Raw genomic sequence first — 14,108 nt, 5'->3', positions numbered from 1 at the left:
TGAGTTCATTCACTAATATTTAAGTCCATTGTTTTAACAAATTCGGCTCTATGCAATGCCATTTATTTTGCGCTAAGTAATATCCATCTATACATAAGCTCCCATATACTTCTGCACTCGGAATGGTCATGCGAAGACTGTTAATCCTGATCTCTTTAACAACACTATCTGAAAAAGGGCCTCCTGCCGGAAATAATGCGACGTATTTTTCTTCCAGATTTTGATTGAACAGAAAGATTGGGTCCTTTTGTCTCCTTCCCACCTTGTAGGCTTGAACCAAACCTAAACCTGTTGCTATATCGACGAAAGATATGGAAGCCACATTAATTGCTGGGCAGGAATTAGCCTCCTTCACAAAATCTTTCGAAAGTTCAATATCCATTCTCAGCGGACCGCATATCGGAGAGCTTGTTATAGGAGCGCCGCATAGCCTCGTGATACAGAGGTTCGCCATTCCCTGCCATTCTGCGATTAAATAGGAAACGGATTTGGGAGAGTGGCCATATCGGTCTGTAAGTAATCCCTGGACATATATTTTCCCGCTCTGGCGGTCGACCGCTGGCACGTAACTGATGCATACATGGAACTTTTGCGGACAGCCATGTATCCCGGATACAAAGCAGGTGGATTGCTCCAAACTTTTATTGTCCGACAGCACACGGTCAATCGATGATCCTTCAATGACCATGTATGAAGTTCCGATCCTGAATTTAACTCTTGCAAGGTCAACCTCACTGCCTTTCAGCGAATAAAGCTCAACTACAGCTTCGATCTTATAATCACCTTTACCGATTAATGTAAAACAGACCAAAGGTCCTGTGCATGGTGCGATCTTTCTTTGTACGATGTCAATATTGCTGTTTATGCTCAAGTGATTTACCTCCCTGCTATCATTGCTGCATTATATGTATAAATGGGCTTTTCCTGTGAAGAGTAAGCCCAGGCAAAACAAAAAAATGTTATGAAAATAAAGAGGTGAACTGGAGCAGTTGATTTCATCAGCTTTTTGGGCACGAAAAAATAAGCATTGAAAAATATGTAGTAGACTGAGACTGAGATAAAGAACGTTCTGCAACTGACGCTCAGCCTGCGGATCGCAGAGAGACTATGTCTTGAATGAAGCCAATACGTGCTTTTCAAACGATGATAATTTGAATTGCAACTCACAGCAACTTCTCTATACGGTATGTAATGCGTCCTTTCAATCCCGATATCTTGACGCTATACCAATTAAAAATGCTCCCTTAAGGGAGCAGGCCGACGGGAAAATACATTTAGGTATCTTCGAGCCTCACACTCGACAGCCTCAAACATCCACAGGAATTGTTTCTACAGTCCAATGGAGCAATCATCATTAAAATGCCCTTTGTACTTAATGTTCCATCTATATCATCAACTTATATAAATACCGCAATAAATTTCATTGATACGAAAAAATCTCGCTCATCACAGATTGGGCAAATTAAATGGCTTTTCTGACGCTCAAATTGGCTACTTCTACAGAAGTTATTTTCTCTGTATCTCATATTATAAATCTCTGCTCGCTTATTTCTTCTAGCTCTCCACTAGGGATAACCTACTCACAACCATCAAACGGTTCCAAAAAAGCAAATTGCGGCATTAATTGCTCCCTCCCTAATATGAGAGTCATCGACTCATTTACTTATAATTCCAATAAAGATATTCGACATAATAAAAAATGCCAAACATAATTTATTACCTTCAAAAAGTCCCGATATAGGAAATTCCTAATCGGGACTTTTTGAATAGTTATTTATTTTTCCAATACAAATTTCTGAGAATAAAACTATATTGTATTTAATCTTAGAAACAAAAGAAAAACAAAGTGAATGTCATTGCAAAATTCAGCATAAATATGCTCTATTGAATATTAATGTAACAAAATTCATTGATTTCTCATTTTTCACGTGCCATTTTTCTCATATCCTAGGCGCCCTCTGCTTGCTCTAATTTATCATTAAGAGGCAACTGAGGGTTTAAATAAGCATATAAAAGTTGCTTTGCAATTTCGTGATCTTCATTAACGGAGGAATATTGTTCAACTGCCTTGTGTTGTCTGTACAATAAGTAAAAAAGTCAGTTGATTCCAGATTACAGTCCCTATGACCCCCAGACTGTGAGAGCTTATATAAAAGCTTGTGATTGACTCAATTGTCTTAATCGACTATACATTCACCAGAGCAGGAAAAAGGAACATAGTGGTAGTTCAAATTTTCAACAAAGACAGGGTGTCGTCTACATGTAAATAGTAAACCGGGCTGGTCTTCGTATAAATAATTATGATTGCAACACATCGCCTTTCTAAATGTGAAATATTACTCCTCACTCATTCCCTTCACAATCTCTTATCCGGCAGATGATGAATGCGTTCTGAAGTTCCTTTGCGACTTCCAAGATTCGGCCACGCACATGGATATTTCCCTTTGTGGAACCAGCGAGTACAAATTTTGTTGCAATACATAGTTGATGGTCTGCCTGGTATAGCGCGGATGATGGATGGCTGGACCAGAAGGTTGGTAGTAAAGGACTCTCTTCGCTCCTCCTTAATCTCCTACAAAGTCTGATAAGCCTTGTTTAAAGCGATGTCCCACTTCAGAAGGGCCCCTTCAGTGCATTTTTGTAATACACTACAGTATGGTATTGGATAAACAGGTGGATGCACACCCTTCGAGGGAATACTTCCTTAGGGTTAGTGGAGTGGCTTTATCCAACATCAGATAAAAGTCCCGATATAGGAAATTTCCTAATCGGGACCTTTTGTATAGTTATAATATAATTGTTTGCTTGAATCAAACACATAACAACGTTTGAATAATTATTCAATGCAACATATAAATATACCTAAATGAATATTTATACAAAATATTGAGTGCCGACCATTTTTCTCACTTTTCATGAGCCATTTTTCGCAGATTTCTTGGTCGTTTTCGCAGCTTTGGTGATCCACCACACATTTTCCCACAAAACACTTATCGGCTCTACCGTTTACCCGCAACGACTATAACCGCAATTGCCACAAGTCTTACAACCCTCAATATTAATCAGCGAGGCGCTGCCGCAGGATGGGCAAAGGTCACGGGAAGCCGTAGCATGGTTATGTCCATGATGACCACCATGTCCATCTTCCGTAGCTGACGGAACGCTCGATTTCAACTCCGCATTTAATGCTTCATTGAAATCCTCCAGCTCCAAAGTTGCCGCAATCGGAGCAGGTACATGATCATCATGAGCATTGTTCAGCACATGTGATTCCAGTGCCTTAGCTACAGCGTCAGCAATGGATTCAACCCGGTTCGCGCCGAAGCCGATAGCTCCTGATCCGCCAATGCCTTTCAGATGTTTAATCAACAGCTCCACTTTCTCACCATGATCTCCGTAACGGAGGAACAAGGAGCAGACGCGGCCTAATGCTTCTGCCATAGCAAATACGTCAGAACCCGCTTTACCTACATTCAGGAAGATTTCAGCCGGTATTCCATCAAGATCATTGATCGTAATATATGCCATCCCAAATGGTGTGTTGATTTTATAGGTAGCGCCGCGCAGAACCTGCGGACGTTTTTTGTATTGTTTATCCGCCTCTTTTGTAGTCACTTGAGGCGCTGGACTTGCTGCTACAACACTTGTACTTGCTTCTACAGTAGTTGTAACTTCCTCTGCTGCAACCGTAGCAGCTTCTTTTTTGTCTTCCTTCTTCGTGGTTTCCAGAACTTGAACATCACGACTTCCATCGCGGTAGATCGTAACACCCTTACATCCTAGATCAAAGGCCATTTCATATAGCTCAGCCGTCTCCTCAACCGTAAAGTCAGACGGGCAGTTCGCTGTTTTGGAAATAGAGCTATCTACCCAGCGTTGGATCGCTGCTTGCGCACGGATATGATCTTTAGCTGACAGATCCATCGAAGTTACAAAGTAGTCAGGCAGCTCTTCACCCGGATGAGCTTCCAGCCACTCTTGAGCGATTGGAACAAACTGTTCATCATAGCCAAGACGACTTTGACGGAAATATTTAAAGGCAAAATAAGGCTCAATTCCCGTAGAAGTACCTACCATTGTACCTGTACTACCTGTAGGTGCTTGTGTAATCACTGTAACGTTACGCATACCATGTTCACGAATCGCTTCGCCAACCTCTGGATACGCTTCGACTATATTTTTCATAAAGCCGCTCATTAGATATTTCTCAGTATCAAAAGCTAGGAAGGAACCCTTCTCTCCAGCAATTTCTGCCGAAGCAAGGTAGGCTTCACGAGCCATAAAGCCGTATAGCTTGTCCAGAAACTCCAACGATTCCGGGCTGCCGTAACGGATGTTCAATTTAATCATCAGCTCCGCCAATCCCATGGTTCCGAGACCCACGCGGCGTTCCTTTTTCTGATTCGCTTCATTTTCCGGGAAATGATAAGGTGTTTTATCAATTACATTGTCCAGAAAACGGACCGAATAACGGGTTGTAGTCGCAAGATCTTCCCAATCTACATCATGATTTTTCTCATCGTAGAACTTGGACAGGTTCACCGCAGACAGATTGCAGACTCCCCAGCCTGGCAGGCCTTGCTCTCCACAAGGATTCGTACAAATAATCGGGTTGAAATACCAGCTGTTAGACATCTGGTTATAGTATTCCATGAACACGACGCCTGGCTCAGCAGATTTCCATGCCGATTCAATGATCGTACGCCACACGTCACGCGCTTTTACGGTGCGATAATGGATAACGTTTTTGCCGGCAGCTTTCCACTTGTCGAGATCGCCATCCCACATTTCGTTATATTCAGGATCGGTTGTATCCGGGAATACGAGATCCCAGTCCAGATCTTCTTTTACAGCCTTCATAAAACCATTGCTCACACATACCGAAAGGTTAGCATTAGTGACTTGGCCCATCGTTTGCTTCACGGTAATGAAGTCCTCAACATCGGGATGCCAGTCATTAATCATCAACATGAGCGCGCCACGACGGCTGCCGCCTTGCTCAATAAGCCCCGTAGTATAACTAAACAAACCGCCCCAAGATACGGAACCACTGGATGAACCATTAACCCCTCTAACAATCGCACGACGAGGACGCAATGAAGACAGGTTAATGCCCACACCGCCACCACGGGCCATAATCTCCGTCATTTCAGACAATGTCTGCATGATGCCGCCACGGCTGTCTTTTGGAGAAGGGATTACATAACAGTTGAACAATGTTAATTCTTCACTAGCACCTGCACCAGCCGCAATACGTCCACCCGGCACAAGCTTCCAATCATCTAGGATTGAACGGAATTTGCCCGCCCATTCTGCTTGAAGCTCAGGTGTCTTCTCTACAGAAGCCATCGCTGTGGATAGACGGTCCCACATTTCCTCAGGAGTTTTTTCTATATTAAGGGTCAACTTTTCAACATCCGATTTCACAAACTCACCGCTGCGTGTCTTTACAGTTACGATTCGACCACTGCGCTCCACAATTTCTCCGACTTCCTTAGTTGGAAACTTCGGATCATCTTTGGTCAGCACCAATACAACATCGCCTACTTTAGCATTGTTGCTGTCTGCATCCTTCCAAGCATAACGATCCAAAAATATTTTTTCACTTAGCCCTTCAAGGCGTTGCTTACGTTCCACTTTACTCAATAAAAAAACCTCCCGCATGTGTAGTAGATATTAGTTTCCGGTCCAAGGTATGGGCCCACAACAAAAACCCCCTTACCATCCTCCACTGCTTAACAGGTGTATGTAGGAAGCTCATCTTGTCAATAACAAATACCAGCTAAGCACTCTATAAAAAATACATTTTCAAGCTTTTGTCACAATATATTGTGTGCGTCAGCTTTTAAACTATACCACATATTGTATCGAAGGTCTTATTCGAAAATAGAGTCAAGTTGCCGAATTATCGCAAACGTTGCTGCTTTTTCTCGCTCTTGCTCTCTTTTTTAAAGGCTATCGTGAAAAATAAGAGGTTATGAATTCTCTCGTTTACGAGCATACTACTCTTACGAATGGTGATATAAATCCGAGCTTGAGGAGGCTGCATTATGACGCAATTATTCCGTAATTCTCTACCCCAGCAAGGGGGAACACCCGCGCCAATACTGCCTGTTCCTCTTTCTTTTGACCGGAATTGGTTGCAAGATCTGGAGCTCAAATTGGAAAAGGGCGGCCCATGGGGAGACTACCGTTTATCTAAGCTTGCCGTACAAGGAGAGGAAACAGGTCTAGTAACGAGCTTCGATGAGCTGCAATGTATGAAGCATTTATCCGGCTTGTCCCCACTTCCCCATCAGCTGGATACAGCGCATAAGGTTCTGTTCGAAATGTCAGGCCGCGCGATTCTTGCAGATGAGGTTGGACTGGGCAAGACCATTGAAGCAGGACTGGTGCTCAAAGAATATCTGGTACGCGGTCTTGTCTCCAAAGTGCTTATTCTCGTACCTGCTTCTCTAGTATTGCAATGGGTTCGTGAGCTAAATGCGAAATTTGGCATCACTGCTGTCGCTCAGAAAAAAGCCTATTCGTGGGGCAACGCCATAGTCGTCGCATCGATGGATACCGCCAAACGAGATCCTCATAAGGAAATCTTGCTGGAAAATGAATACGATATGTTGATCATTGATGAAGCTCACAAGCTGAAGAATAAAAAATCGACCAATTATCTATTTGTACAGCAATTACGCAAAAAATATTGCCTGCTGCTCACCGCGACTCCCGTTCAGAATGATCTGGGCGAACTCTTTAATCTGATCACTATACTGAAGCCGGGGCAACTTGGAAATCAGGGCGATTTTGCCTCGAATTTCGTGGTTGATAAACGCCAGCCCAAGAATGAAGGTCAACTGCGGGACGAGCTTTCGAAGGTCATGATCCGCAATCGCCGTGGTGAAGGTCCAGTTAATTTCACGAAACGAAAAGTCCGTAATATCCCCTTAGTTCTCTCCCAAGAAGAGAAAGATTTGTATAACAGTGTTACTTCCTTTGTCAAAGACCAGTATCAGGAATCCGGCGGCAATCTTAGCAGCATGCTTTCTCTGGTAACCCTTCAACGTGAGGTGTGCAGCAGCCGGGATGCCGTCTTTATCACTTTAGTTAATTTGATCAAAAAGCTGCCTGCGGATTCCCCAAAAAGAGACCGGATGATGGAGCTGCTACAGACCCTCCGTACCGTTAAAACAAACACTAAAGCTGAAACAACCTTAGCCCTCATTCAAGAAATGAATGAAAAGGTCATCGTTTTCACGGAATATCGAGCAACTCAAGAGTATTTACTACACTATTTCCGTGAACATGGGCTGATGTGTGTCTCTTATTCCGGCGGAATGAACCGTGGAAAAAAAGATTGGATGATGGATCTTTTCCGCGGCCGCGCTCAAGTTATGATTGCAACGGAAGCCGGTGGTGAAGGAATTAACCTGCAATTTTGCCACCATATGATCAACTTTGATCTGCCCTGGAATCCCATGCGCGTGGAGCAACGTATCGGACGTGTCCATCGGTTAGGGCAAGAAAATGACGTAGTGATCTACAACTTGTCTACGCAAGGCACGATTGAAGAACATATCCTGCATCTGCTGCATGAAAAAATCAATATGTTTGAAATGGTGATTGGCGGGCTGGATGTAATCCTGGAACGTTTTGAAAAGAAGGAATCGCTGGAGAAAAGTTTATACAAAATCATGCTCGAATCCCGCTCCGACGAAGAATTGCGGCATGAGCTGGACCATATTGGTGAATCCCTCAGTGAATTGACACAGGGTATTAAAAAAGAAAGTGGGACTGCGACATGACCCTCACCGCACAGGAAGTACGCAAGCATGTGATGGACTATCTTGAAGCCACTGAATGCTCCATCATTGAGGCTTCGCCCCTTCACGTAACTGTGAAATTATCACCTAGAGCTGACAAAATGCTTACCGACCGGCCGTATTATTGGGGATTCGTGGAGCGCACAGGTGTAGATCCTGAGACCCTTTCTTTCACCTTTGTTTTTGATCCGGAAAAATACGACAGTCAAGCTGCAGTAGAGGTTCCCCCCATTGCAAATCGTAGTGCTGGCATTTTGAATCAAGTTGTCACCGGAAGCCTAACTACAGGCGGAACAAACGATGCAGAGGCCAGCACTGACTTACTCGAATCCGCCTCCCCGGGCTCAGAAGCAGTGAATGCTCCATCTACTGACCCGGAGGAAAGTATCCTAGCCCGCTACTTCGGCATTGTGCCGGCACTCCCACGAATTGGGCCAGGAATGATCCGCAGAGAGGATATTATTTACGGAAGCAAGCGATTGCAACAGATTTGGAACGCCGCTCGGGACGAAGGGAAATGCCTTTACTTATTTGAGGACCCGGGCAGCAGGCAGCGAAACACGCTGTTCTCTGCCGCTTACGAGCCATGGCTTAGTGTCTGCTATAAAGTGGAGATGAGCTGCGATTTGAAACGTGAAGAACTCCATTATCTTGGCATCTCCCTAACAAAGGGAACCATCATTGATGACTTTAATGCAAAAGTTTCCACAAAAGAGATGATGCCACGCTTACCGGAAAATGTGCATATCCAGCCTTATGAAATGACAGTAGCAGCCGCTACCGACTTATTGGAAACTCATCTTACCGCTCAGTTAGCCGAACTGGACTACACTTGGGCAGAACAGGCACGTGAGCGGCTAAGGGTTGAACTGGACATCATTGATGTCTATTATGGAGAGTTGCTGAAGGAGCCTGACGAAGAAAAACGCCTAGCGACTCAAGAGCAGTATAATCGGCGTCGACAAGAGACCATTTGGCAATATGAGCCGCAAATCGCAGTTTCTGCGGTGACCTATGGACTGTTTCATCTGCGGAGCCTATAGAATGCGACCCTACTCGCTAAAAGCAGGCAAAAAAACAAGGGAAATGCCGCCTTCCGGCGCGACAGCAAGCAACAGCCTTTTTATAGCTTGTCCTCTACAATAAAAAGGAAGCTTTTTACTTTCTGATATTTCATAACAAAGAAAGGTGAACGACGCCATGAAAATAAGTGTACGGCGGAGGCTGCTTCTTGCAGGTCAAAGCTGCTTCCTCCTGCTTCTATGCATCGGACTCATCGCAACGAGCTCCGGTTCCTCTTCTGCGCTTGCCGCTTCCAGAGTAAGTGTAGTTGATTCAGTCACACAGGATTTGATACCTGTACTGCAGATGGATATCTTACCTTCACCCGGTACGGTCCAAGAATTTGCCAAGAGTACACTGAACAAGCTCGCAGCAGAAGCTCCATTTACAGCCTGGAAGGACGCAGGAATAGAATATTATCCTCTGGGTCCAGGTACTCATAGCTGGCTTGTCAACGTTATGAAAGGTGAACAGCGGATCGGCTACATGATCATTTCCGCTACGGATCAAGGTGGTTATATGCTTAGCGAATATGGAACTGGCACTTACGGACTCCCCTATAGTTTATTAGAACTGCGCCAATTTTTGGTGCAGGAAGGACTTATACCTTCATCTTATACAGGAAAAATAAAACTCACAGCCTTATATGCACCACTTCTACCCGTATGGAAAATCGTCATTGACGATAAGACAATATTTATCAATGCTTCCGTGCCGCAAGTTTTACCGTGGACGCTAAGTAAAGCGGAAGAAGTGCTTAAAGGACAGCAGACAGAAACGGATGTAATCACTAACCTAACTACTGATTTGTCTCCGCTTTCGGTATATCAAAGCGGGGGAACAGATGATCCTTATAAAGATATCATGTGGTTGACCTCCCCAAAACTGCTTGCTGTAGACGGTGACAATATCGCCGCACTGATTCGTCCCAAGGAAAGTATTGCTTATCAAGCCGCTGGCCGAAATGATATCGTAGGGGCACCTTTCATGATTACAGGTTATCAAAACTGGTTGCCTGCTTCGAATAAAACACAAGCAATAAACAACATGCCTACCGTTTATGCAGCATCAGGGCCAGAAGGAAGACGGTATTTGCCACTCACTGCCTTGCAGGCTATCGGAACACTACACAAGCTGCCCGACAAAAATATCTATAACTAAACATAACAAATAACCTTCCGCTGCCACCCTCGACAAGGCACTGGAAGGTTATTTGTTATTTGTGAAATTCAATCCTTATCACTGTGGCTCCATTTGCTTCGCCAAATCGACCAACCAAGCGGAAGCATACCGAACCATTTCTGTGACCACGGCTGCTTTGTAGCCGCTCTACGAGCATGAATGGCACGCGGATCCTCGATATAAACAACTACCTTCTCAGTGATATACTTTACAAGCTCATCGCCGCCGGAAGCCATTTGTAACACCTCCTACATTGTAAGTGAATTAAGATAGCCAGCGTCGTTCCATGCTCTTAGTGTGCACCACCGAGCATATATCTAAACTCTTGTCTCGAATTGTTCGAATAGGTTTACCTATTAAAGCACAATCTAACAAAGAATCTAGGGCACGAGGTTATTCACATGCAAGGAGGAGTTCATTTGAACAATGGGAGAAATAAAGCTTATTCCAAGACAGCAGCTGCAATATGTAGCTTGCGTATTACTTTAACCACAGTTGGACTTCTAATGCTGTTTATGGGGAGTGCATATGCTTCTGCAACTCCATCCAAACCCGTAGTGAATGATGAACGTCAGCATCTCTTAAGCCACGGTCACCGGATGATCTTAATTGACGCAGGACATGGGGGGATCGACGGAGGAACTTCCTACGGGAACATTCTTGAAAAGGATATTACATTAGATATCTCACGCCGATTATTTCTGCTGCTGCGCAGCGATGGATTTGACGTTGCCTTAAATCGTAATGGAGATTACGCTCCAAGCGATGAGAACCGCTGGCTGCGCAGTAAATCCCGGCATCTGCGCGACCTTGCCCAGCGTAAAGAGCTGGCTGAGACATTACCAGCTACTGTAGTCGTCAGCATCCATGTTAACTGGGCACCTTCACCATCCAAGCATGGTCCGCTTGTATTATATCGCCAAGAAGGGCGCAGCTTTATCCTCGCCCAGACCATTCAGCAACAATTAAACAGTCTCTATAATATCCAGGCAGAGACAAGACCGGGTAAACCTTTTTATTTACTCAACAAAATAACCGCCACAACCGTAATTGTTGAGGCGGGTTTTGTAAGCAGTCCGACAGATCGCGAAAAGCTGTGCACCCCTAAAGGGCAACAAGAAATTGCTGAAGCAATTGCTGGCGGCATAGTAGCTTATCTTATGGAAGTGTAGGATTCGAGTTCCATTTCATTTCGTTTTTAACGAGATCAGATATGCCTATAAATTCAACATCACCTTTTATTTGCTCAACACCGCTGCGGATGCCTGCGGCGGTTTCTTTTCCATATACACCAACATGACCAATGGTTACGCAGAATCGTTGATCCTTCGCCAGATTATTTACTAGACCCATTTGTTTCAGCACATGATTAGCTGTGTGTGTATCATCCAAAAAGATATGGTTCTCTACGCGCGGCAGCCCCATTCGATAAGCCATATTGCCAGCAACAGAACGGTAGTTGGTCTTACTGTCCACAAAAAACAATCCCCGCTCTTTGCAGACGGCTAAAATCACACCCATAATCCGTTCGTCCCCGGTAATCTTAGAGCCCATATGGTTGTTTATACCGATAGCATAAGGCACATTATCGAGCGCGGCTTCCACCTTTTGACGCACTTCTTCATCAGACATCTTAGCCAGTATAGCTCCCGGTCCAAGCCATTTAGGATTACCCTGGCGGGGCTCCATTGGCAAATGAACCAGAACATCATCTCCGCGTTCATGCGCGCGTGTGGCGTCCTTCACAGATGTAGGCAAAAAGGGCATAACCGCCACAGTAAGCTTTATTGGCAGCGAAAACATTTCATCCGTCCCTTTCATGCCATTGCCGAAATCGTCAATAATAATTACGACCTTATTACGTTGAGATGTCTTCTCTTCACTTGGTGTGTTTGTAGGGTTGTCTCTGGACTCGGCAGCTGAAACAGACGTTGTCACGGGAACGATTAAAGTAACCATTAAAGCAGCAACAGCAATCCAAATTAGTAAAAAACGTTTGAACTTTCGACTATCCTTCATCAAGAGGAACGCCTCCTTCGTCTTAAACAATTGTTCTCATTGTTTGGTTCACGAAGGTTAAATATGTACGGGGAGGGTTCGCAATAATTTACAATCGGGCTTTTTCTATTGTCCCCGCGCGTCTGCGGCAAGAATTGCTTCCAGCACATCCACAGCTTGAACTTCAAAGGGCATATTCCAGATGGGGCTATCCTCAGAACAGCTAGCTTCCGCCACCATCATCAATGGATCAATATCCTTACTGGTAATTCCAAGATCGTTGAGAGTAACGGGAAGACCGATTTTTTTGCAGAAACCAATCACCTGATCAATCTCTTCATATGGTGCTTTCTCCAGTAAAAGCTGAACGATCGTAGCAAAAGCAACCTTTTCACCATGAAGAGTATTCCTGCATACCTCATGCAGCGTCAATCCATTATGAATCGCATGCGCCGCAGCAAGTCCTCCACTTTCAAACCCAATGCCACTCAAGTAAATATTGGCTTCAATGATATGTTCCACCGCAGGAGAGGTGATGCCTTGCTTAACATCTTTTAATGCCGTTTCACCCTCTGCAAGAAGGGTATCCAGACAGGCACGAGCTAATGAAAGGGCTGCAATTGTGCTAGTCCCACCTGCGTGTGTAATTGCCCCAGATTCTCGACAAGCTCTTGCTTCGTAAAAAGTGGACAAAGCGTCTCCCATTCCGGCAACAAGTAATCTTGCAGGAGCTTTAGCAATGATATCGACATCTACGATAACCAGATCAGGATTTCTTTTTAATGGAAGATAACAGTCAAAGTCTCCCTCATCCGTATACAACACTGATAAAGCACTGCAAGGTGCATCCGTCGAAGCCACTGTGGGTACAATAACTACCGGGAGGTTACTCATGTGGCTTACTGCTTTTGCCGTATCTAAGGTCTTGCCGCCGCCAATCCCTATAATGACTTCGGTATCCTTCAAGCCAAGTGCTGCAACTATCTCATTGACCTGATTACGGCTACACTCGCCCTTGAATTCACACATCACTAGTGGCATTTCGTTCATTTCAAAACTGTATGTGATCTCTTTTTTGTACACAGAGAAAATATAAGGATCAATAATGGCATAAGCTCTTGTCGCTCCTAGCTGCAAACAATAATCTCCCAGCTTACGAATTTCACCATGTCCTTGTATATATTTAGTCGGTGAGCAGATGATCTGCATCATGTTTTCACTCCTCCTTTTATTTACATTCATATTAGAAGGATTGACCACATTCAGCTATTAAAAAGATCCCTTTAACCACCAGCTTAAATAAATCCACCATTCACACGGATCGTCTGACCTGTAACCCACTGTGATTCTTTGCTGGCTAAGAACAACACAATGTTTGAGATATCCTCAGGCTCGCCTAAACGTCCAAAGGAATTCATATTCCCCACGGTCGCAATCTCTTCCGCTGATTTCCCTACGGTAAATAACTCCGTATTCACAGGTCCAGGTGAAACAGCATTGATAGTGATTCCTTTTCGTCCAAATTCTTTGGCCAGCTGACGAGTGATTTGTTCCACTGCTCCCTTAGTTCCTGCATAGACGCTGTAGGTCGGGAACATTTGACCCGTAACGGAAGTTGAAAAATTGATAATCCGTCCGTTATCATTCATATATTTAGCTGCTTGCTGGCAAGCAAAAAAGGTGCCTTTTACATTTATCGCAAACTGCTTGTCGAAATCTTCTTCCGTCATATTTAGTATCGGCTTCGTAATCATAATCCCGGCGTTGTTGACGAGAATGTCGAGTTGTCCATAGGCTTCTAGTGTGGTTTGGAATAATTGTTCAAGTTCTGCCACCTGGCTGATGTCTGCCCGAATAGCGACGGCCTCTCCACCCTTTTGTTTAATACCGGTTACGACTTCCTCTGCTTTGCCGGGGTTACTCGAATAGTTAACGACCACCTTCGCACCCTGTTGTGCCAAGTTCTCCGCAATCTCCCGGCCCATGCCTCTCGATGCACCTGTTACTAATGCTACTTTTCCAGCTAAATTCTGATTCATAATTACTCCTCCT

At 44.4% G+C, this 14,108-nt stretch carries 10 protein-coding genes; 4 read left to right on the top strand and 6 right to left on the bottom strand.

Features of this window, described 5'->3' with window-relative positions; genetic code table 11:
- Positions 1-19: 19 nt before the first annotated feature.
- Both NSQ91_RS11255 and NSQ91_RS11250 read right to left on the bottom strand, forming a co-directional pair.
- Complete coding sequence (locus NSQ91_RS11255) at positions 20-871, bottom strand: hypothetical protein (RefSeq protein WP_339173158.1); 852 nt, start codon at positions 869-871, stop codon at positions 20-22.
- Between the two features lie 2,135 nt (positions 872-3,006).
- Complete coding sequence (locus tag NSQ91_RS11250; protein ID WP_445670799.1) at positions 3,007-5,646, bottom strand: adenosylcobalamin-dependent ribonucleoside-diphosphate reductase; 2,640 nt, start codon at positions 5,644-5,646, stop codon at positions 3,007-3,009.
- A gap of 404 nt (positions 5,647-6,050) precedes the next feature.
- Between NSQ91_RS11250 and NSQ91_RS11245 the strand changes: the two genes are divergently transcribed.
- From NSQ91_RS11245 to NSQ91_RS11235, 3 genes are all read left to right on the top strand, one after another.
- On the top strand, positions 6,051-7,796 hold the full coding sequence (locus tag NSQ91_RS11245) for a DEAD/DEAH box helicase (RefSeq protein WP_076304829.1): 1,746 nt from the start codon (positions 6,051-6,053) through the stop codon (positions 7,794-7,796).
- Positions 7,793-8,857 carry a YqhG family protein gene (locus NSQ91_RS11240; RefSeq protein WP_076129984.1) on the top strand — a complete coding sequence of 355 codons (1,065 nt, stop codon included), beginning with the start codon at positions 7,793-7,795 and terminating at the stop codon, positions 8,855-8,857. Before NSQ91_RS11245 ends, NSQ91_RS11240 begins: the two co-directional genes overlap by 4 nt.
- Before the next feature lie 157 nt (positions 8,858-9,014).
- Entirely contained in the window at positions 9,015-10,037 is a 1,023-nt protein-coding gene (locus NSQ91_RS11235) for a hypothetical protein (RefSeq protein WP_076129983.1), read from the top strand.
- Between the two features lie 68 nt (positions 10,038-10,105).
- Here NSQ91_RS11235 and NSQ91_RS11230 read toward each other — a convergent pair whose 3' ends face one another.
- Positions 10,106-10,294, bottom strand: coding sequence for a YqzE family protein (locus NSQ91_RS11230; RefSeq protein ID WP_036689445.1), 189 nt, complete (start codon positions 10,292-10,294; stop codon positions 10,106-10,108).
- A 183-nt stretch (positions 10,295-10,477) separates the two neighbouring features.
- Here NSQ91_RS11230 and NSQ91_RS11225 point away from each other — a divergent pair, with 183 nt between their 5' ends.
- Complete coding sequence (locus NSQ91_RS11225) at positions 10,478-11,230, top strand: N-acetylmuramoyl-L-alanine amidase (protein ID WP_248549233.1); 753 nt, start codon at positions 10,478-10,480, stop codon at positions 11,228-11,230.
- On the opposite strand, the gene NSQ91_RS11220 is transcribed toward NSQ91_RS11225, so the two are convergent.
- The 3 genes from NSQ91_RS11220 to NSQ91_RS11210 all read right to left on the bottom strand — a co-directional run bounded on the left by NSQ91_RS11220 (position 11,217) and on the right by NSQ91_RS11210 (position 14,095).
- The gene (locus NSQ91_RS11220; RefSeq protein WP_076129982.1) at positions 11,217-12,077 is read right to left on the bottom strand and encodes a divergent polysaccharide deacetylase family protein; all 861 of its coding nucleotides are present in this window, start codon (positions 12,075-12,077) and stop codon (positions 11,217-11,219) included. The genes NSQ91_RS11225 and NSQ91_RS11220 overlap by 14 nt on opposite strands.
- Before the next feature lie 105 nt (positions 12,078-12,182).
- Entirely contained in the window at positions 12,183-13,268 is a 1,086-nt protein-coding gene (locus NSQ91_RS11215) for a glycerol dehydrogenase (RefSeq protein ID WP_076129981.1), read from the bottom strand.
- An 83-nt stretch (positions 13,269-13,351) separates the two neighbouring features.
- Entirely contained in the window at positions 13,352-14,095 is a 744-nt protein-coding gene (locus tag NSQ91_RS11210; RefSeq protein ID WP_076129980.1) for an SDR family oxidoreductase, read from the bottom strand.
- Positions 14,096-14,108 lie beyond the last annotated feature (13 nt).

Source organism: Paenibacillus sp. FSL R7-0048 (assembly GCF_038004505.1).
In the GTDB taxonomy this organism is placed as follows: Bacteria; Bacillota; Bacilli; order Paenibacillales; family Paenibacillaceae; genus Paenibacillus_AQ; species Paenibacillus_AQ odorifer.
The sequence above is the reverse complement of the archived record's forward strand: the minus strand, read 5'-3'. Positions and strand labels throughout refer to the sequence as shown.

Excerpts from the sequence above, each read along its gene's own strand:
- NSQ91_RS11220 (WP_076129982.1), bottom strand. The coding sequence starts at position 12,077 with ATGAAGGATAGTCGAAAGTTCAAACGTTTTTTACTAATTTGGATTGCT.
- NSQ91_RS11215 (WP_076129981.1), bottom strand. The coding sequence starts at position 13,268 with ATGATGCAGATCATCTGCTCACCGACTAAATATATACAAGGACATGGT.
- NSQ91_RS11245 (WP_076304829.1), top strand. The coding sequence starts at position 6,051 with ATGACGCAATTATTCCGTAATTCTCTACCCCAGCAAGGGGGAACACCC.
- NSQ91_RS11235 (WP_076129983.1), top strand. The coding sequence starts at position 9,015 with ATGAAAATAAGTGTACGGCGGAGGCTGCTTCTTGCAGGTCAAAGCTGC.
- NSQ91_RS11230 (WP_036689445.1), bottom strand. The coding sequence starts at position 10,294 with ATGGCTTCCGGCGGCGATGAGCTTGTAAAGTATATCACTGAGAAGGTA.
- NSQ91_RS11240 (WP_076129984.1), top strand. The coding sequence starts at position 7,793 with ATGACCCTCACCGCACAGGAAGTACGCAAGCATGTGATGGACTATCTT.
- NSQ91_RS11210 (WP_076129980.1), bottom strand. The coding sequence starts at position 14,095 with ATGAATCAGAATTTAGCTGGAAAAGTAGCATTAGTAACAGGTGCATCG.